The sequence below is a fragment of the Streptomyces sp. NPDC007164 genome (assembly GCF_040634135.1).
In the GTDB taxonomy this organism is placed as follows: Bacteria; Actinomycetota; Actinomycetes; order Streptomycetales; family Streptomycetaceae; genus Streptomyces; species Streptomyces sanglieri.
Map to the genome: position 1 here is coordinate 200735 of NZ_JBEYFB010000009.1, position 19823 is coordinate 220557.

The 19823-nt window shown below is 70.9% G+C and carries 15 protein-coding genes and 3 tRNA genes; 13 read left to right on the top strand and 5 right to left on the bottom strand.

Annotation, left to right across the window (positions count from 1 at the left end):
- Positions 1 to 69: 69 nt before the first annotated feature.
- Entirely contained in the window at positions 70 to 696 is a 627-nt protein-coding gene (locus tag ABZ622_RS15510) for an NAD(P)H-dependent oxidoreductase (RefSeq protein WP_360543248.1), read from the top strand.
- An 86-nt stretch (positions 697 to 782) separates the two neighbouring features.
- On the top strand, positions 783 to 1121 hold the full coding sequence (gene cutA, locus ABZ622_RS15515) for a divalent-cation tolerance protein CutA (protein ID WP_360543250.1): 339 nt from the start codon (positions 783 to 785) through the stop codon (positions 1119 to 1121).
- Between the two features lie 34 nt (positions 1122 to 1155).
- Here cutA and ABZ622_RS15520 read toward each other — a convergent pair whose 3' ends face one another.
- Complete coding sequence (locus ABZ622_RS15520; protein WP_360543252.1) at positions 1156 to 1866, bottom strand: ElyC/SanA/YdcF family protein; 711 nt, start codon at positions 1864 to 1866, stop codon at positions 1156 to 1158.
- A 154-nt stretch (positions 1867 to 2020) separates the two neighbouring features.
- Between ABZ622_RS15520 and ABZ622_RS15525 the strand changes: the two genes are divergently transcribed.
- The 6 genes from ABZ622_RS15525 to ABZ622_RS15550 all read left to right on the top strand — a co-directional run bounded on the left by ABZ622_RS15525 (position 2021) and on the right by ABZ622_RS15550 (position 9357).
- On the top strand, positions 2021 to 2833 hold the full coding sequence (locus ABZ622_RS15525) for a Cof-type HAD-IIB family hydrolase (RefSeq protein WP_360543254.1): 813 nt from the start codon (positions 2021 to 2023) through the stop codon (positions 2831 to 2833).
- A 68-nt stretch (positions 2834 to 2901) separates the two neighbouring features.
- Positions 2902 to 3093, top strand: coding sequence for a hypothetical protein (locus ABZ622_RS15530; protein ID WP_360543256.1), 192 nt, complete (start codon positions 2902 to 2904; stop codon positions 3091 to 3093).
- 137 nt (positions 3094 to 3230) lie between these two features.
- Positions 3231 to 4559, top strand: coding sequence for a deoxyguanosinetriphosphate triphosphohydrolase (locus tag ABZ622_RS15535; RefSeq protein ID WP_360543295.1), 1329 nt, complete (start codon positions 3231 to 3233; stop codon positions 4557 to 4559).
- A 183-nt stretch (positions 4560 to 4742) separates the two neighbouring features.
- A complete protein-coding gene (locus ABZ622_RS15540) occupies positions 4743 to 6002 on the top strand; it encodes an FAD-dependent oxidoreductase (protein WP_360543258.1) in 1260 nt (419 codons plus the stop codon).
- A 126-nt stretch (positions 6003 to 6128) separates the two neighbouring features.
- Positions 6129 to 8039: a DNA primase gene (gene dnaG / locus ABZ622_RS15545; RefSeq protein WP_360543260.1), complete on the top strand. Its 1911-nt coding sequence runs from the start codon at positions 6129 to 6131 to the stop codon at positions 8037 to 8039.
- A gap of 214 nt (positions 8040 to 8253) precedes the next feature.
- On the top strand, positions 8254 to 9357 hold the full coding sequence (locus tag ABZ622_RS15550; protein WP_360543262.1) for an RNA polymerase sigma factor: 1104 nt from the start codon (positions 8254 to 8256) through the stop codon (positions 9355 to 9357).
- 62 nt (positions 9358 to 9419) lie between these two features.
- On the opposite strand, the gene ABZ622_RS15555 is transcribed toward ABZ622_RS15550, so the two are convergent.
- The 4 genes from ABZ622_RS15555 to ABZ622_RS15570 form a co-directional block, all read right to left on the bottom strand.
- Positions 9420 to 11351 carry an ABC transporter ATP-binding protein gene (locus ABZ622_RS15555; protein WP_360543264.1) on the bottom strand — a complete coding sequence of 644 codons (1932 nt, stop codon included), beginning with the start codon at positions 11349 to 11351 and terminating at the stop codon, positions 9420 to 9422.
- Complete coding sequence (locus ABZ622_RS15560; protein WP_360543266.1) at positions 11351 to 13084, bottom strand: ABC transporter ATP-binding protein; 1734 nt, start codon at positions 13082 to 13084, stop codon at positions 11351 to 11353. Before ABZ622_RS15560 ends, ABZ622_RS15555 begins: the two co-directional genes overlap by 1 nt.
- A gap of 168 nt (positions 13085 to 13252) precedes the next feature.
- Entirely contained in the window at positions 13253 to 14698 is a 1446-nt protein-coding gene (locus ABZ622_RS15565; RefSeq protein WP_360543268.1) for an FGGY family carbohydrate kinase, read from the bottom strand.
- Between the two features lie 58 nt (positions 14699 to 14756).
- Positions 14757 to 15056 carry a YtxH domain-containing protein gene (locus ABZ622_RS15570; RefSeq protein ID WP_360543270.1) on the bottom strand — a complete coding sequence of 100 codons (300 nt, stop codon included), beginning with the start codon at positions 15054 to 15056 and terminating at the stop codon, positions 14757 to 14759.
- A gap of 204 nt (positions 15057 to 15260) precedes the next feature.
- Between ABZ622_RS15570 and ABZ622_RS15575 the strand changes: the two genes are divergently transcribed.
- From ABZ622_RS15575 to ABZ622_RS15595, 5 genes are all read left to right on the top strand, one after another.
- Positions 15261 to 15333 (top strand) — tRNA-Asn (locus ABZ622_RS15575).
- 5 nt (positions 15334 to 15338) lie between these two features.
- Positions 15339 to 15411 (top strand) — tRNA-Asn (locus tag ABZ622_RS15580).
- A 233-nt stretch (positions 15412 to 15644) separates the two neighbouring features.
- Positions 15645 to 15718 (top strand) — tRNA-Ile (locus tag ABZ622_RS15585).
- A gap of 764 nt (positions 15719 to 16482) precedes the next feature.
- A complete protein-coding gene (locus ABZ622_RS15590) occupies positions 16483 to 18279 on the top strand; it encodes an ABC transporter ATP-binding protein (protein WP_360543297.1) in 1797 nt (598 codons plus the stop codon).
- 94 nt (positions 18280 to 18373) lie between these two features.
- Positions 18374 to 19639, top strand: coding sequence for an MFS transporter (locus ABZ622_RS15595; RefSeq protein WP_360543272.1), 1266 nt, complete (start codon positions 18374 to 18376; stop codon positions 19637 to 19639).
- The last annotated feature ends 184 nt before the right edge of the window (positions 19640 to 19823 follow it).

Genomic DNA, 19823 nt, shown 5'->3' on the forward strand with positions numbered 1-19823 from the left:
CGGGGATCCCGTGGACCCCGGCTCGGACGGGGTTGACCTCAACCATGGTTGACATACGAGTCTCTCCGCATGGACCTCACCACAGCACCTTCATCCACCGCACCCACGACCGGCTCCACCGCCCCCCTGAAGGTCGCGGTCATCGTCGCCAGCAACCGCGAGGGGCGGTTCGCCCCCGTCGTCTCCGGCTGGTTCCTCTCCCACACCGCGAACCACCCCGACATCGAGACCGACGTGATCGACATCGCCGAACTCGGCCTCCCGGTCGCGCTCTCCTTCCGGCCCGACGCCGACGCCCGGGACCGGCTCGCGGCCGTCGCGTCCAGACTGGCGGCGGCCGACGCCTTCGTCGTCGTCACCCCCGAGTACAACCACTCGTACCCGGCCCCGCTGAAGAACCTCATCGACTGGCACCGCGACGAGTGGCAGGCCAAACCCGTCGCCTTCGTCTCGTACGGCGGGGTCTCCGGCGGACTGCGCGCCGTCGAGCACCTGCGGCAGGTCTTCGCGGAGCTGCACACCGTGGGCATCCGCGAAACGGTGTCCTTCCACAACGCGGGCGCGCTCTTCGACGACGAGGGCAGGCACCAGGATCCGGCGGGCTGCGACGCGGCGGCCAAGGTGCTGCTCGACCAGCTGGTCTGGTGGGGGCACGCCCTGCGCGACGCCAAGGCGGTCCGCCCGTACGGCGCCTGACCCGGGAACGCTGCGCCGCGCCGCGGCATCCCCGACAATCGACGGGTACCGGGACACCCCGCAACCCGACCCCGCAGGAGCCGAAGGTGACGACGCCGGCATGGCTGACCGTACTGACCACGACGGACAGTGAGGAGAAGGCCCATGCGCTGGCGCAGGGCGCGGTGGAGGCGCGGCTCGCCGCCTGCGTACAGATCTCCGCGCCCGTCACCTCGGTCTACCGCTGGCAGAACGCCATCGAGACCACCGAGGAGTGGCAGCTGATGTTCAAGACGACAGCGGAGCGGTACGCCGAACTGGAAGCCCATCTGGAGGCGGCGCACGACTACGAGACCCCGGAGATCATCGCGATCCCGGTGGTACGGGGCAGCGCCCGCTACCTGGCCTGGGTCTCGGCCGAGACCGCCCCGGTCACGTCCCTGTAGCCCCTGTGGCCCCGGAGGTCCGGGGCCACAGGGCCTACCGCTCCTGCGCCGCCAACGCCTCCCCGATTCCCGGCTCCCGGGGCCCCAGGAAGTGCGGATCGGGCTTGAACAAGGCGTCCAGCGCCGCCTTCCCCGCCGCGAACACCTCCCGCGTCCCGCCGTAGTACCAGGTCGCGTCGTGCTTGGCGTCCACGCCCACCCCGTACGCGTCGATTCCCGCGGACCGGCAGAGCGCGATCGCCCGGCGGATGTGGAACCCCTGGCTGACCAGCACCGCGCGGTCGACCCCGAAGATCTTCTTGGCCCGAACACAGGAGTCCCAGGTGTCGAACCCGGCGAAGTCGCTCACGATCCGCTCGTCCGGCACCCTGTGCTCCCGGAGATAGGTGCGCATGGCATCCGGCTCGTCGTACTCCTTCCGGCTGTTGTCCCCGGTCACGAGCACGACCTTCACCTTCCCGTCCCGGTACAGCTCGGCGGCGGCCTTCAGCCGGTTGGCGAGATACGGCGACGGCCTGCCCTGCCAGAGCCCCGCCCCGAACACCATGACCACCTGCTGCGCGGGCGCGTCCGCGGTCGTCCTGACCCGGGCGTCGGCGACGGAGTACATCCAGGTCATGGGCGCCAGCCCGGCCACGCACGCGAGCATCACCGCCTGCACGGCCCGCCGCTGCCCGCGCCGCGTCCACGGCCGCCGCGGCCGCAACCGCCCGAGCAACTGCCGTCCCGGCCACTTCACCCGCATGGGAGCCCCCTCTTTCCGTACCGTGCTCGGTCGTCCCACTTGATCGGACGATCCGGAGACCGAAAGAGTTCTCGGACGGACGGGACGAATGCCGCACGCCCCACCGGACCGGGGCGCGCGCACCGCCGCGCGGGCCGCCCCTTAGCATCGCCCAATGCTGCGTCCACGACTGATCGCCTCCGATCTCGACGGCACCCTCCTGCGCAACGACGGCACCCTCTCGCCCCGCACCCTGCGCGCCCTGCGCACCGCCGAGAGCGCCGGCGCGGAGATCGTCCTCGTCACCGCCCGGCCGCCCAGGTTCGTCGACCGGCTCGCCGACGCCGCGGGCTTCGGGGGGACGGCGGTGTGCAGCAACGGGGCGATGGTGTACGACATCGGGACGCGCACCGTCGTCTCCTCCCGCGCCCTGCCGCTCACCACCGCCCGCCGCGTGGCCACCGCGCTCGCCGCCGCCGTGCCCGGGATCGGCTTCGCCCTGGAGACCGGCGACCACATCCTGTACGAGCCGGCCTACCGCCTGCGGCTCTCCGAGGACACCGGCGCCGAGCTGCCCGTACCGTCGCTCACGGAGCTCTGGCTGGCCGACGCCCCGGTCACCAAGCTCCTCGCCTGGTCGGACCGGCTCGACGCGGACGCGCTGCTGGCCGCCGCCGAGGCGGGGGCCGTCGACGGGGTGCAGCTCACCCACTCCGGCGGGCGCGGGCTGCTGGAGATCAGCGCGTCCGGGGTCACCAAGGCCGGCACCCTGTCGGTGCTGTGCGCCGGGCGGGGCATCGACGCCGCGGAGGTCGTCGCCTTCGGCGACATGCCCAACGACCTGAGCGTCCTCGAATGGGCAGGCGCCGGTTACGCGATGGGCAACGCCCACCCGAGCGTGCTGGCCGCGATAGCGACGCACACCCTCAGCAACGAGGAGGACGGGGTCGCGGACGTCATCGAACGGCTCTTCGGACCCGCCCGCTGAACCCGGCGGCACGCAGCCCGTCACCCGCCCGCAACGGCGCCGCAACCTCCCTCCCGCACCATCGAGCCATGACGCAGCCGGCACCGGCACCAGCCCAGGAGTCCCTGCCCCTCGACAGCACGGCGCAACTGCTGACCCGTATCACCGCACAGCTCGGCACCCAGCTCTGCCTGGTCACCCGGAACGGAACCCGCAGGTCCGCACCGGCGGACGCCCGGCTCCAGGACGGCGCCCGGGGCGTATCCGCGGAAAAAACCTGATGAACGGACATCTCGGGGCGGCCGCCTGAGCCTTCTTGTCGGTCCGGCCGTTTACTGTCGGACCCATGGACGGCATGGACGGCATGGACGGTACGCAGGTCACACCGGGCACACCGGGCACGCACGGCACTCACGGCATGCACGGCACGCGGGTCACACCGGGCACGCACGGCACGCAGGACCACGGCACCGGCCCCTACGGCCCGGCCGACGCCGAGCGCTGGGACACCGAGCCGGACAAACGGCCGGGCCGCACCGCGTTCCAGCGCGACCGTGCCCGGGTGCTGCACTCCGCCGCGCTGCGCCGGCTCGCCGGGAAGACCCAGGTCGTCACCCCGGGCACCCGCAGCCACGCCTGGGACGCCAGCCCCCGGACCAGGCTCACCCACTCCCTCGAATGCGCCCAGGTCGGCCGGGAGCTCGGGGCCGCGCTCGGCTGCGACCCGGACCTCGTCGAGACGGCCTGCCTCGCCCACGACCTGGGCCACCCGCCGTTCGGGCACAACGGCGAGCAGGCGCTCAACGACTTCGCCTCGGACTGCGGTGGCTTCGAGGGCAACGCCCAGTCGCTGCGGCTGCTGACCAGAATCGAACCGAAGCGCTTCGTCCCCGACACCCGCACCGGCGAGCTGGTCAGTGTCGGGCTCAACCTGACCCGTGCCGCCCTGGACGCCGCCACCAAGTACCCGTGGCCGCGCGGCGCACACCCCACCGACCCCGGCTCGCCGAAATTCGGGGTGTACGAGGACGACCTGCCGGTCTTCGAATGGGCCCGCGAGGGGGCACCGAAGGACCGCAAGTGCTTCGAGGCCCAGGTCATGGACTGGTCCGACGACGTCGCCTACTCCGTGCACGACTTCGAGGACGGGCTGCACGCCGGGCACATCGACCCCGACCGCCTCCACGCCGAACCGGAGCGGAACGCGATCTGGGCGGTCGCCATCGGCCGCTACGTCCCGGCGGACACCGAGCCCCAGGAGCTGGCCGACGCGCTGGACCGGCTCATCGCCCAGGACTGGTGGCCGCACGGCTACGACGGCTCCGCCGTCGCCCAGGCCCGGCTGAAGGACGCGACGAGCCAGCTGATCGGCCGGTTCTGCCTCGCCGCCGAGAGCAGCACCCGGCAGGCCCACGGGACGGGCCGCCTGGGCCGGTACGCCGCCGAGCTGGTCGTGCCCCGCGAGGCCCGCAACGAATGCGCCGTCCTCAAGGCGGTCGCCGACCGGTACGTCATGCAGCGCGCCGAGCAGGAGGCGATCCGCGCCGACCAGCGGATCGTCATCGCCGAGCTGGCCGCCGCCCTCACCGCGCGCGCCCCGGAGGGGCTGGAGCCGCAGTTCCGGGCCATGTTCGACGCCGCCCGCGACGACAGGGCCCGCAAGCGGGTGCTGGTCGACCAGATCGCCGCCCTGACCGACGCCTCGGCCCGCTCGCTGCACGCCACGCTCGCGAACCGCCTCGGCTGACCGTTGATCCGGCCCGTTTCCGCCCCGTCTGCGAGCCGTGCCCCACGCCGGGGTCCGCGCCGCGCAGACTGGACCCGGCCACTGGGCGTGACCTGATCGGGGTACACCCTCTTTCGCCATCATGCTGTGTGCGGGACGCTCGCAGTTGGCGGCGCCGCTAAGCAAGCACCGAGGAGGCATCAAGTGGTCGACGCACATCGGACGTTCGTCATCGTCGGAGGAGGACTGGCGGGAGCGAAGGCAGCCGAGACGCTCCGGGCGGAGGGTTTCAGCGGCCGGGTGATCCTGCTCGGCGACGAACGCGACCATCCGTACGAACGGCCTCCGCTCTCCAAGGGCTATCTCTCCGGCAAGGAGGACCGGGACAGCGTCTTCGTCCACGAGACCGCCTGGTACGCGGGCGCCGACATCGAACTGCACCTGGGACAGCCGGTCACCGCACTCGACCGGGAGGCCCGCTCCGTACGGCTCGGCGACGGCACCGTCGTCCACTACGACAAACTGCTGCTCGCCACCGGGGCAGAGCCGCGCCGCCTCCCCGTACCGGGCACCGAGCTGGCCGGTGTCCACCATCTGCGCCGCCTCGCCCACGCCGACCGGCTGCGCAACGTACTGGCCGCACTCGGCCGGGACAACGGCCATCTGGTGATCGCCGGGGCCGGCTGGATCGGCCTGGAGGTCGCGGCGGCGGCCCGCGGCTACGGCGCCGAGGTCACCGTCGTGGAACCGGAGCCGACCCCGCTGCACCAGGTCGTCGGCCCCGAACTCGGCCAGATCTTCACCGACCTGCACAGCGACCACGGGGTCCGCTTCCACTTCGGCCTCCGCCTCACCGAGATCATCGGCCAGGACGGCCTGGTGCTCGCCGTCCGCACCGACGACGGCGAGGAGCACCCCGCCCACGACGTGCTCGCCGCGATCGGCGCCGCGCCCCGCACCGCCCTCGCCGAGACCGCCGGGCTCGCCATGGCCCCCCGCGCGGACGGCGGCGGCATCGCCGTCGACGCCTCGCTGCGCACCAGCGACCCGCACATCTTCGCGGCCGGTGACGTCGCCAACGTGGCCCACCCGCTGCTCGGCACCCGGCTGCGCGTGGAGCACTGGGCGAACGCGCTGAACAGCGGCCCGGCCGCGGCCCGCGCCATGCTCGGCCAGGACGTCAGCTACGACCGGGTGCCGTACTTCTTCTCCGACCAGTACGACCTCGGCCTCGAATACTCGGGCTGGGCGCCGCCGGGCAGCTACGACCAGGTGGTCATCCGGGGCGACGCCGGGAAGCGGGAGTTCATCGCCTTCTGGCTGAAGGACCGCCGGGTGCTGGCCGGGATGAACGTCAACGTGTGGGACGTCACCGAGACCGTGCAGGGGCTGATCCGGTCCGGCCGGCAGGTCGACCCGGACGCGCTGGCGGACCCGTCCGTACCGCTGGAATCCCTGGGCTGAGCGCGGCCCGGCCGTCCCGCCGGGGCTCCCGGACGGGACGGCCGGCCGGTCCGCACCGCACCGGCGGTTCCACGGATCACATCGGCGCGCTCCACGGCTGTCCTACCCCACCCGTAGACTTCACCCGTGGCAGGCAGGATCAATGACGACGACGTGAAGGCGGTACGGGACGCGGTCCCGATCGACGCCGTCGTTTCCGAGTATCTCCAGCTGCGCAACGCGGGCGGTGGCAACCTCAAGGGACTCTGCCCCTTCCACGACGAGAAGTCCCCCTCCTTCCAGGTGAGCCCGAGCAAGGGCCTCTTCCACTGCTTCGGCTGCCAGGAGGGCGGCGACACGATCGCCTTCGTGCAGAAGATCGACCATCTGACGTTCGCGGAGGTCGTCGAGCGGCTCGCCGCCAAGGCCGGCATCACCCTGCGGTACGAGGAGGGCGGGTACAACCCCTCCCACCAGCGCGGCGAACGCATCAGGCTGGTCGAGGCGCACAAGGCGGCCGCCCGGTTCTACATCGAGCAGCTGGACGGCCCGGAGGCCGAGATCGGCCGGAAGTTCCTCGCGGAGCGCGGCTTCGACCAGGCGGCCGCCGCCCACTTCGGCGTCGGCTACAGCCCGGCCGGCTGGGACCACCTCACCCGGTATCTGCGCGGCCAGGGCTTCAGCGACAAGGAGCTGATCGCCTCCGGCCTCTCCCAGGACGGCAGGCGCGGCCCCATCGACCGCTTCCGTGGCCGGCTGATGTGGCCCATCAGCGACACCTCCGGCGACGTCGTCGGCTTCGGCGCCCGCAAGCTGCGCGACGACGACAACGGACCGAAGTACCTCAACACCCCCGAGACCGCGATCTACAAGAAGTCCCAGGTGCTGTACGGCATCGACCTGGCGAAGAAGGACATCGCGAAGGCCAGCCGGGCCGTGGTCGTCGAGGGCTACACCGACGTCATGGCCTGCCATCTCGCCGGGATCACCACCGCCATCGCCACCTGCGGCACCGCCTTCGGCGGAGACCACATCAAGATCCTGCGCCGCCTCCTGATGGACAACGGCAGCGCCCGGGTGATCTTCACCTTCGACGGTGACGCGGCCGGGCAGAAGGCCGCCCTGCGCGCCTTCGAGGACGACCAGAAGTTCGCCGCCGAGACATACATCGCGATCGCCCCGGACGGCATGGACCCCTGCGACCTGCGCCTGGTCAAGGGCGACGAGGCGGTCCGCGACCTGGTCGAACCCCGCACCCCGCTCTTCGAGTTCGCGCTCCGCCAGATCGTCGGCCGGTACGACCTGGAGACCCCGGCCGGACGCGGCGCCGCGCTCGACGAGGCGGCCCCCGTCGTCGCCCGGATCAAGAACAGCTCCTCGCAGCACGAGGTCGCCGTCCAGCTGGCCGGCATGCTCGGCATCCTGGACACCCAGTTCGTCGTCAAGCGGGTCGGCCAGCTCGCCCGCTGGGCCCGTGAGCGGGGCGACCAGCGGGGCCCCGGCCAGGCTTCCGGCCGGGGCGGCCCCCGGCAGCAGCAGGTGCAGGCGACCCCCGCCGCCCCCTCCGGCCCCGCGCTCAACCTCCGCAGCCCCGCCCACCGCACCGAGCGCGAGCTGCTCAAGCTCGCCCTGCAGAAGCCCGCCTTGGTCTCCCCGGCCTTCGACGCCTACGGGGCCGACGAGTTCACCGCCCCGCCGTACGCCGCCGTCCGGCAGTGCATCGCGGAGGCCGGCGGCGCCGAGCTGGGCGTCCCCGAGACCCGTGAATACCTGGTCCAGGTCCTGGACGCGGCGCCCAACGACACGGTGCGCAATCTGGTCACCGAGCTGGCGGTCGAGGTCTTCCACGGCAAGACCATCGACGAGACCTACGCGGGCATGCAGCTCGTCCAGGTCCGGCTGCGCGCCGTGGACCGCCGGATCGGCGACGTACAGGGCAGCCTCGCCCGCCTCGGCAGCAATGTCGCCCCGGACCACCTGGCGGCGGCACAGAACGAGGTCTGGGTCCTCCAGCAGTACGCCCAGTCCCTGCGCAACAACGGCGCCGACGCGCTCTGACGCGCTCTGCCGCCTCGCCCCGGCGGCGGGAGCGCCCCCGCGTAACCGGCCGGTCACGGACCGGGCTCAGAAAGTCCCCGCACGCCCCTCGTGGCAGCGATGTGTCTTACCCCACACTGGGGTGCGGTGCCTGAGACATCGGAGCGCGGCCGGCCCATCGAACGGTGGTCCTCCATCCCCGCGGTCCGGCAGCGATCACCTGGAGGTCGCCCCCGTGCAGACCCGGACCCTGACCAAAACCGAGCACGTCTCGGCCGTCCCCGCGCAAAACCGGGCCGTGCACCATCCGGAGGCCGAGGCCGAGCCGCCGATACCCAACGATCCGCCCGACCCGCCCGAGGTGCTCATGGAGGAGCCGCCGCAGGCGCCGGAGCCGTCCGGGGCACGGAGCCGCCCGGAAACCGCCGGTCCGTCCTCCGACCTCTTCCGCCAGTACCTGCGGGAGATCGGCCGGATCCCCCTGCTCAGCGCCGCCGACGAGGTGGAACTCGCCCGCCGCGTCGAGGCCGGGCTCTTCGCCGAGGAACGGCTCGCGAGCACCCCGGACCCGGACACCCGGCTGGCCGTCGATCTCGACCGGCTGGTGGTCATGGGGAGGATGGCCAAGCGCCGCCTCATCGAGGCCAACCTCCGCCTCGTCGTCTCCGTCGCCAAACGCTACATCGGGCGCGGGCTGACCATGCTCGACCTGGTCCAGGAGGGAAACCTCGGGCTGATCAGGGCCGTGGAGAAATTCGACTACGCCCGGGGCTACAAGTTCTCCACGTACGCGACCTGGTGGATCCGCCAGGCCATGTCCCGCGCCCTCGCCGACCAGGCGCGGACCATACGGGTCCCGGTCCATGTCGTCGAGCTGATCAACCGCGTCGTACGCGTCCAGCGCCGGATGCTCCAGGAACGCGGCTACGAGCCGACGGCCGAGGAGGTCGCCGGCCAGCTCGACCTCACCCCGGAACGGGTCGGCGAAGTCCTGCGGCTCGCCCAGGAACCCGTATCGCTGCACGCCCCGGTCGGCGAGGAGGACGATGTCGCCCTCGGCGACCTGATCGAGGACGGCGACGCCGCGTCCCCGGTGGAGTCCGCCGCGTTCCTGCTGCTGCGCGAGCACCTGGAGGCGGTGCTCTCCACCCTGGGCGAGCGCGAACGCAAGGTGGTCCAGCTGCGCTACGGGCTGGACGACGGGCGGCCCCGCACCCTGGAGGAGATCGGCAGGATCTTCGGCGTGACGCGCGAACGCATCCGCCAGATCGAGTCCAAGACCCTCAGCAAACTCCGCGACCACGCCTTCGCCGACCAGCTCCGCGGCTACCTCGACTGACGCGCGAGGGCCCGCACCGCCGGGCGGCGGCACGGGCCCTCGCGTCCGAACGGGCGCCGCTTCTAGTCGACTTCGGCGACCGCCTGCGCGAACTGCGCCGAATACAGCCGGGCATAGACGCCCTCGGCGGCCAACAGCTCCTCGTGGGTGCCCTGTTCGACGATCGAGCCGTTCTCCATCACCAGGATGACGTCGGCGTCCCGGATGGTGGAGAGCCGGTGCGCGATCACAAAGCTCGTACGGCCGTGGGCCAGCCGCGCCATCGCCTTCTGGATCAGCACCTCGGTACGGGTGTCGACGGAGCTCGTCGCCTCGTCGAGCACCAGGATCACCGGGTCGGACAGGAACGCCCGCGCGATGGTGATCAGCTGCTTCTCGCCCGCGCTGACACCGGATCCCTCGTCGTCGATCACCGTGTCGTAACCGTCCGGCAGGGTGCGGATGAACCGGTCGGCGTGGGCCGCCCGCGCGGCCTCCTCGATCTCCTCGCGGGTGACCTCGCGCGACGCCCCGTACGCGATGTTGTCCGCGATCGAACCGCCGAACAGCCAGGTGTCCTGGAGGACCATGCCGATGCCCTGCCGCAGGTCGTCACGGGACATCCTCGTCACGTCGACCCCGTCCAGCGTGATCCGGCCGCCCGTCACCTCGTAGAACCGCATCAGCAGGTTGACCAGCGTGGTCTTGCCGGCCCCGGTCGGGCCGACGATCGCGACCGTGTGACCCGGCTCGACGTTCAGCGACAGGTCCTCGATGAGCGGCTTCTCCGGGTCGTAACGGAACGACACCTTCTCCAGCGAGACGCTGCCCCGCAGCTCCTTCGGGCGCTCCCGCTCCTCGGGCGCGGGGTCGGCACCCTGCTCCTCGGCGTCCAGCAGTTCGAAGATCCGCTCGGCCGAGGCGACGCCCGACTGCACCAGGTTCGCCATTGAGGCGACCTGGGTCAGCGGCATCGAGAACTGCCGCGAGTACTGGATGAACGCCTGCACATCACCGATCGACAGCGCGCCGGAGGCGACCCGCAGACCACCCACGACGGCGATCAGCACATAGTTCAGGTTGGAGACGAACATCATCAGCGGCTGCATGACCCCGCTGTTGAACTGCGCCTTGAACCCGGCCTCGTACAGCGCCTCGTTCTGCTCGGCGAAGTCCCGCGCGGACTCCTCCTGCCGGCCGAAGACCTTCACCAGGGTGTGCCCGGTGTACATCTCCTCGATGTGGGCGTTGAGCTTGCCCGTCACCTTCCACTGCTGCACGAACTGCGGCTGCGAGCGCTTGCCGACCTTCGTGGCCACGACCGCCGAGAGCGGCACCGTCACCAGCGCGACCAGCGCCAGCAGCGGCGAGACCCAGAACATCATGATCAGCACGCCGACGATGGTGAGCAGCGAGTTGATGAGCTGGCCCATCGTCTGCTGCATCGTCTGCGAGATGTTGTCGATGTCGTTGGTCGCCCGGCTGAGCACCTCGCCGCGCTTGGCACGGTCGAAGTACGACAGCGGCAGCCGCGACAGCTTCGTCTGGATGTCCTCGCGCAGCTGGAACACGACCCGGTTGATGATCCGGATCGACAGCCGGGTCGACACCAGCATCAGCAGACCGGCGCCGACATAGACCGCCAGCGCCACCAGCAGCACATCGCCCACCGCACCGAAGTCGATGCCGTCGCCGGGGACGAAGTCCACCTTGGAGAGCATGTCGGCCAGGCCGCTGTTGCTGTTGCGCAGGCCCTCGACGGCCTGCTCCTTGGTCGTCCCCTCGGGCATCTTCCGGCCGACGACACCGGCGAAGACCAGGTCGGTCGCCCGGCCGAGGATCTTCGGCCCGACCACCGACAGGCCGACGCTGAGCGCACAGGCCAGCAGCATCACGTACAGCGAGGTCTTCTCCGTCGCGAAGCGCTTCAGCAGCCGCTTCGAGGACCCCTTGAAGTCCATGGACCGGTCGGTCGGCGCCCCGCCCGCCATCATGCGTCCGCCAGGCCCGGCCATTACGCGGCCTCCGCTTCCGTCAGCTGGGAGAGCACGATCTCCCGGTACGTTTCATTGCCGTCCATCAGTTCGTGATGGGTACCGGAGCCGACGACCCGGCCCTCGTCCAGCACCAGGATCCGGTCCGCGTCGCGGATGGTGGACACCCGCTGCGCCACGATCACCACGGTCGCCTCGGCCGTCTCCCGCGAGAGCGCCCCGCGCAGCGCGGCGTCGGTGGCGTAGTCGAGCGCGGAGAACGAGTCGTCGAAGAGATAGATCTCCGGGCGCTGCACCAGCGTCCTGGCGATGGCCAGCCGTTGCCGCTGCCCGCCCGACACATTGGTGCCGCCCTGCGAGATCGGCGCGTCCAGACCGTGCTCCAGCGCCGTGACGAACTCCTTGGCCTGCGCGACCTCCAGCGCGTGCCACAGCTCCTCGTCCGTCGCGTCCGGGTTTCCGTACCGCAGATTGGTCGCGACCGTCCCGGAGAACAGATACGGCTTCTGCGGAACGAGCCCCACGGTCCTCGCCAGCAGCGCCGCCTCCAGCGTCCGCACATCCGTGCCGTCGACCAGCACCTGACCGTCCGTCACGTCGAACAGCCGCGGTACAAGACCGAGCAGCGTCGACTTCCCGCTGCCCGTCGACCCGATGATCGCGGTGGTCTCGCCGGGGCGGGCCACCAGATCCACCGACCGCAGCACCGGCTCCTCGGCGCCCGGGTAGCGGAAGTCCGCGCCGCGCACCTCCAGATGGCCGTGGGCGCGCAGCTCACGGACCGGCTTGACGGGCGGGACCACGCTGGACTCGGTCTCCAGGACCTCCTGGATGCGCTCGGCGCAGACCTCGGCGCGCGGCACCATCATGAACATGAAGGTCGCCATCATCACGGACATGACGATCTGCATCAGATAGGCGAGGAACGCGGTCAGCGCCCCGATCTCCATGCCGCCGCTGTCGATGCGGTGGGCACCGAACCAGATCACCGCGATCGAGGAGACGTTCACGACCGTCATCACGGTGGGGAACATCAGCGCCATCAGCCGGCCCGTGGACAGCGCCACGTCCGTCAGCTCGGTGTTGGAGCCGCGGAACCGCTTCTCCTCGTAGCCGTCCCGGACGAAGGCGCGGATGACGCGGTTGCCGGTGATCTGCTCGCGCAGCACCCGGTTCACCGTGTCGACCCGCTCCTGCATCGTGCGGAACAGCGGGCGCATCCGCTTCACGATCAGGCTCACCGCGATGCCGAGCACCGGCACCACCGCGAGCAGCACCGCGGACAGCGGTACGTCCTGGCCGAGCGCCATGACGATGCCGCCGACGCACATGATCGGGGCCGACACCATCAGCGTGAACGTCATCAGCACCAGCATCTGGACCTGCTGGACGTCATTGGTCGTACGGGTGATCAGCGAGGGTGCCCCGAAGCGCCCGACCTCACGCGCCGAGAACGACTGCACCCGGTCGAAGATCGACGCCCGGACATCGCGGCCGAGAGCGGACGCGGTACGGGCGCCGATGTGGACGGCCCCCATGTTGCAGACCACCTGGGCGATGCTGACGGCGATCATGATGCCGCCGAATTCGAGGATGTAGCCCGTGTCCCCCTGGACGACACCGTTGTCGATGATGTCGGCGTTCAGGGTGGGCAGGTAGAGGCTGGCGCAGGTCTGCAACAGCTGGAGAAGGACCAGCAGCAGGATGGGTTTTCTGTACGGACCGAGATAGGCCCGCAGGAGTTTTATGAGCACGCGTGTCTCTCGGAGTCGGCAGCAGGCAGGAGTCGACCCATTTTCCGGCACCGGGGGGCGGGACCGCGAGCGTTTTTACTCAAGACCAGGTCAAAAAACGGACCGAGTACACAAGTGGAGGGGTTCATGTCGCTCCGTGTACTCGGCCCGTTCGCACGGGCGGACGGCTCAGTGTGCCGGGCCGAACGCCTCCGGGTGGATCTGGTCCCGCGTTGCCGTGTACTGCTGGCGCACCGCCCGCCCGACGGCCGGCTCCTCGCCCGGCTCCAGCACCTGCGCCGCGGCGCCCTGCCAGGCCGGGGGCGTGAGCGGATCGCCGGTCCCCTGCGAGACCGCCAGCGCCCAGGCCGCCTGCCGGGCCGCGCCCAGCGCCGCGTACTCGGCGGGCTGCGGCACGACCACCTGCGTACCGAAGAGCGCGGGCGCCAGCCCCTGTACGGCGGGCAGTTCGGCCGCCGCCCCCAGCAGGAACACCCGGCGCACCTCGACGCCCCGGCCGCGCAGCACGTCGAGCGCGTCGGCCAGCGAGCACAGCATCCCCTCGAACGCCGCCCGCGCCAGGTGCTCCGGCTTCATCGACTCGCGCCGCAGCCCGCAGAGCGTCCCCGCGGCGTGCGGCAGCCGCGGCGTCCGCTCGCCCTCCAGATACGGCAGCAGCACCAGCCCGGACGCCCCCGGCGTGGACTTCAGCGCCAGCGCGGAGAGCTCCTCCAGCCCCTCGACGCCGAGCATCTCGGCGGTCCCGCGCAGCGCCCGTACCGCGTTGGACGTGTACACCACCGGCAGATGCATCCCGGTCGCGTCCGCGAACGAAGTGATCATCCCGTCCGGATCGGACAGCGCCTCGTGGTGCACCGCCATGACCGAACCCGACGCGCCCAGCGAGACCACCGCGTCGCCGACCCCGACCCCGAGCCCGAACGCCGCCGCCATCGTCTCGCCGGTCCCCGCGGAGATCAGTAGCCCCTCGGGCGTCGTCCCAGCCGCGTCCGAGGGGCCGAGCACCTCGGGCAGCGCCGCCTGGTGCCCGAGCGCGAGCTCCACCAGGTCGGGCCGGTAGGAACCGGTGCCCGCCGACCAGTACCCGGTGCCGGACGCGGCACCCCGGTCGGTGGTCCGCCGGGCCGGGCGCCCCAGCAACTGCCACACCAGCCAGTCGTGCGGCTGAAGCGCCGCGGCCACCCGCTGGGCCGCCTCCGGCTCGGTCCGTGCCAGCCAGCGCAGCTTCGCCACCGGCTGCGCGGCCTGCGGCACCGCCCCGACCGCCTCGGCCCAGGCCTGCCGCCCGCCGAGCCCGTCGACCAGATCGGCAGCGGCGGCCTGCGCCCGCTTGTCGTTGCCGAGCAGCGCCGGGCGTACGAGATTGCCCTGGTGGTCCAGCGGCACCAGGCCGTGCTGCTGGGCGGAGACGCCGATGGCCTGCACCCCTTCGAGCAGCCCGCCGCCGGCGGCCTCGCCGAGCGAGAGCAGCCATGCCTGCGGGTCGACCTCGGTGGCCTTCGCCTCGACGGGGTGCGCGGCGAACCCCCGGCGCAGCACTGCGCCGGTGTCCGTATCGCAGACGACGATGTGCGTGAAGGCGGAAGAACTGTCCAAGCCGGCGACTATCCCCATGCCCAAGATTCTGCCGCACCGCCGGACCTCTTCCGTACCGGTGGAGCGGCCTCCGCGCCTAGGTGTTGCTGGTGCCCCAGTCGTCCTCGCCGTTCCGGCCGCGGTCCCGCAGCGAGCGCACCCGGTCGGCCACCCCGGCCGGAACCCTCTCGCCGACCTTGTCGCTCACCACGTGGTACGCCTTGCCGGCCAGGTCACGGCCGCTCTGCGCGGCGGACTCGGCGGTATTGCGCACGGCCGGGTTCTCGGCGAACCGGCGTGCGGACTTCTTCATCTGCTCGTAGCGCTCGCGCCCGGCCCGTGTCCCGATCACGTATCCGAGGGCCAGTCCGGCGATGAACGTGAGCCGGTACCGCATGGCTGCCACCCTTCTTTGCTCAGCGCGACGCTCGGTGCGGCGCTCACTTCGACGTGTGCTGCCCGCCTACCCGCGGGCACCGGAGATCACCCCGGGGATACCGATTGGCAAAGCACCCCCCTGCTTGCGCTAATGTATGTGTCGCAGCGAACGCGCGCCGCCCGGCAGCAGCCAGGTAGGTAGGGTTCGATGCATACGCAGCAATCCCCTGTAGCTCAATTGGCAGAGCAGCCGGCTGTTAACCGGCAGGTTACTGGTTCGAGTCCAGTCGGGGGAGCGCGATCCCCTGTAGCTCAATTGGCAGAGCATTCGGCTGTTAACCGGAGGGTTACTGGTTCGAGTCCAGTCGGGGGAGCGGAACGGAAGAGGACCCCGAGGGGTCCTTTTTCGTGTGTCTGCCGACGGTCGCCACCGTGGTGCGTGTGGGGTGCAAGTGACTCTTTCGCGTGTACTTCGCTCCATCCGGAACCGGACGGCCGGCGGTGCGGTCTTCATGGTCAGGCGAAGCCGACCATCCGGAGCGAGAGATCGTATGACCGGCTATGCTGCGGCAGACGGCGCGCACACTTGTGCGCGCCACGCCGAAAAGGGGCGGTAGCTCAGCCGGTTAGAGCAGCGGACTCATAATCCGTCGGCCGTGGGTTCGAGTCCCACCCGCCCCACTGCCGATGTTCCGGCAGAAACGTTATGACCTGCGTATACGTAGGTATCAGGGCCCTCACGGATTCCGTGGGGGCCCTCACCATAGCCCCGTCACGGGATCAAGTGGCCACGCGTCGGCCCGGCGGGTCGTGCCGGTGGGGTCCGCTCGCGGGTCCGCCCGTTCCTTGTCGATGCGTCATGCCCGGAGAGTCACCTACGACAACGCTCCGAAGGATTGGGGTATTTCGGCACTTTTATCCTTGATTACCGCTTCTACGACTTGTTGGTCACAGGGGTCGGACGTAGTGTCGAAAGTGCCGCAGCAAGAGCAAGGAGCGGCGCAGTGAACTCCTCCAGAGGAGGCGAAGATGAAGGTTCGTAGCATCTTCGACCACAGGGACGGCGGTCGCGGCGGACACGGTGACCGTGGCGGTTACGGCGGACGCGGATACGGAGACCGTGGATACGGCGACCGTGGTTACGGTGGACGCGGGTACGGCGGCTACTTCGACGACTACGGCTATGGCCGTCGTGGACGTCGCTGGGGTTGCTGACACCCTTCACTCCCGATCCCTGACATCAATTCGAGGCAGGCTCGCGCACCGCGCGGGTCCGCCTCGTTGTTGTTTGGGCCCCTTCCCATGGCCACGGTCCATGGTCCGAGCACGTCTGTGATGTGATTCCCATGCGCTTTCACAGCCCGCTCCGGCGTTCTCCCCGTGACGAGGAGCTGCCCGAGGACCCGGTGACGGATGTCCCGATCCGCACCGAACCCGTCAGCATCATGGCGTCCTTCCGGCGCTTCTGGCCCTTGACCAGAGGCGACCGGCGCTGGCTCGTCGTCATCTTCCTGTGCGCCGTCCTGGCCGCCCTCGCCGAGACCATCACCGTCCTGCTGTTCGCCAAACTCACCGACACCGCCCTGCAGAGCGGCGACGTCAGCGCCTTCTGGAAGCCCGCCGGCCAGTGGCTCGCCGTGGCGGTGGCCGGTGCCGTGGTGGGGTACCTGGGCAGTTCGCTCGCGGTCTGGACCGCCGAGCGCTTCGTGCTGCGGCTGCGGGCCCGCGTCTTCGGCCATCTCCAGACACTCCCGCCGCACTTCTTCCAGCGCAATCGCCGCGGCGACCTGGTGGAGCGGCTGACCGGTGACGTGGAGGCCATCGAGGCGCTCGTGGTCTCCGGCATCGTCGGGGCGGCGTCGGCCCTTTTCGGCACCATCTTCTATGCCGGCGCGGCCCTGTTGCTGCGCTGGGACCTGGCCCTGGCCACCTTCGTCATGGTTCCGGTCCTGCTGGTCGTCACCCGCGGTTTCGCCAAGCCGCTGCGCGCGGTGTCCCGGCGCGGCCGGGCGGCGGACGGCGCCATCACCGCCGTGGTCGAGGAGACCCTCGTCAACGTCGTCATGACCCAGGCGTACAACAGGCAGCAGGACGAGGAGGCCCGGCTCAGCAGCAAGGCGAGGCTCCGGTTGCGGACCGCGGTGAAGGCCGTCCGCCTCACCGAGTTCTACGAGCAGTTCATCGAAGTCCTCGAAACGTTGTGCGTCCTCACGATCATCGGCCTGGGGGCGTGGGAGATCTCGGCCGGCCGGATGACCCTCGGACAGCTGCTGGCCTTCGCCGCCTTCATCGGCTACCTCTACCCGCCGATCCGTTCGCTGGGCCAGCTCGGACTGACGGCCACCGCCGCGACCGCGGGCGCCGAACGACTGCTGGAGATCCTCGACGCGGAGCCCTCCGTCACCGACCCGGGCGACTCGGTTCCGGCGCCGGAGCGCAGCCGGGCGCTCGGCGAGGTGGAGGCGCGCCAGGTGTTCTTCCACTACCCCGGCAGCAGCGAGATGGTGCTCCGGGACCTCTCGTTCACCGCAAGCCCCGGGGAACTGCTGGTCATCACCGGCCCCAGCGGTGCGGGCAAGTCGACGCTGGCGGCGCTGCTGCTCAGGTTCTACGACCCGGAGACCGGCAGCGTCCTGCTGGACGGCGTCTCCGTGGACCGGATGCCGCTGCCCCATCTCCGCCGCAACATCACGCTGCTGCCGCAGGACACGCTCGTCCTGCACGACACCATCGAGAAGAACATCGGCTGCGGACGCCCCGACGCGAGCCACGACGACGTCGAGCAGGCCGCGCGGGCGGCCGACGCCCACGCGTTCGTCGAAGCTCTGCCGGAGGGATATGACACCGTCATATCCACCGGCACCTCCCGGCTCTCCGGCGGCCAGTTGCAGCGCATCGCCATCGCCCGCGCCATGCTGCGCGACGCACCCGTGCTCCTCCTGGACGAGCCCACCACCGGACTGGACCGGCTGGCCGCGGAACGCATCCTGGAGCCCCTGCGACGGCTGGCCCGCGGCCGCACCACCATCGTGATCACCCACGACCTGGCCCTGGCCGCGGACGCCGACCGCATCCTCGTACTGGACGAGGGGCGGCTGGTGGAGTCCGGCACGCACGCGCAACTCCTCGGCCGGAGCGGCCTGTACGCCACGCTCTTCGAGCGCAGCTCCCGGCCGCACAACGGGACCGCGTACGAGTCCGCCCACAAGTCTGCCCGGCCGTCAGGAATCCACTGGAAGTAGCCGGTCGGCGGCACGGAGCACGAACGGCACCGCCGAGGCGGCCGGTTCCCGATGGTGACCGGGCTGCCGGGGACCCCGGTGGTTAACATCCGCTGTGACCGAAACGACCGAAGGACCCGCTCCGCGCACCCGAATACTCGCCGATCTGACGCCGCTGCGGACCTCCCCCGACTACCGGCGGCTCTGGTTCGGGAACACGGTCTCCTGGGTCGGGCAGGGGATGACGGCGCTCGCCGTGTCGCTCCAGGTCTACGACATCACCGGATCCGCCTTCTCGGTCGGGCTCATCGGATTCTGCTCGTTCCTGCCGCTGGTCGTCTTCGGGCTGTACGGCGGTGCCGTCGCCGACACCATCGACCGTCGCAAGCTGGGCCTGGCCAGTTCCGCCGGGTCGTTCGTGCTCTCCGTCGCCCTGGTCGTCATCGCCGTCGCGGGCGTGGAGCAGGTGGGGCTGCTGTACGCGATCGTCGGCCTCCAGGCGGCCTGCTTCGCGGTCAACTCACCGGCCCGCAGCTCGATGATCGCCCGGCTGCTGCCGGCCGAACAGCTGCCCGCCGCCAACGCCCTCAGCTCCATGACCAGCACCACCGGAACGCTGGTCGGGCCGATGCTCGGCGGGCTCGTCGTCGGCTGGTGGGGCTACCGGGCCGCGTACACCGTCGACGCCGTCACCTTCACCGCCTCGCTCTACGCGATGTGGCGGCTGCCCGCCATGCTGCCGGAGCGGGAGGAGGGCGCGAGGGACAAGCGGGCGTCCGTCGCGGACGGGCTGCGCTTCCTGGGGACCAGGCCCAATCTCCGGATGACCTTCTTCACCGATCTGTGCGCCATGGTGCTGGCCCACCCCCGGGCACTCTTCCCGGTCGTCGCCGTCCTCTGGTACGGCGGTGACGCGAAGACCACCGGACTGCTGGTCGCCGCCCCGGCGTTCGGTGCGCTGCTCGGCGGGGTCTTCTCCGGATGGCTGGGACGCGTCCGGCGCCACGGACTCGCCGTGCTGATCGCCGTCGCCTGCTGGGGCACCGCCATCGCGGTCTTCGGCCTGACCCGGCAGCTCTGGCTCGGGCTGGTCTTCCTGGCGCTCGCCGGGTGCGCGGACACCACCTCGATGGTCTTCCGCAACACCATGCTCCAGGCGGCCGTGCCGGACGAGATGCGCGGACGGCTCCAGGGCGTGTTCATCGTCGTCGTGGCGGGCGGGCCGAGGCTCGGCGACTTCGTGGCGGGATCGGTCGCCGACCTGGCCTCGCCCGGCCTGGCGGTGACCGGGGGCGGGATCGCCTGTGTCGTCGCGGTGGCCCTGCTGGGGCTGCGGTGGCGGGGGTTCGCCCGGTACGACGCAAAGGATCCGCAACCGTGACGGTCCCGCCCGTGACGGCCCCGCTCCTGCCCGCGCCTCATTGACCGCGACGCCCTGCTGCCGCCCGCGCCTCACCGGCCCCGGCGCCGCCCCCGTTATCTTTTTCGCGGTCCTGCAAGAGGGCCGCTGGCCTCCGGGCCCGGCATGACTGTGTCCCCCTGTCGAAGGAATGACCTGGGGGGTG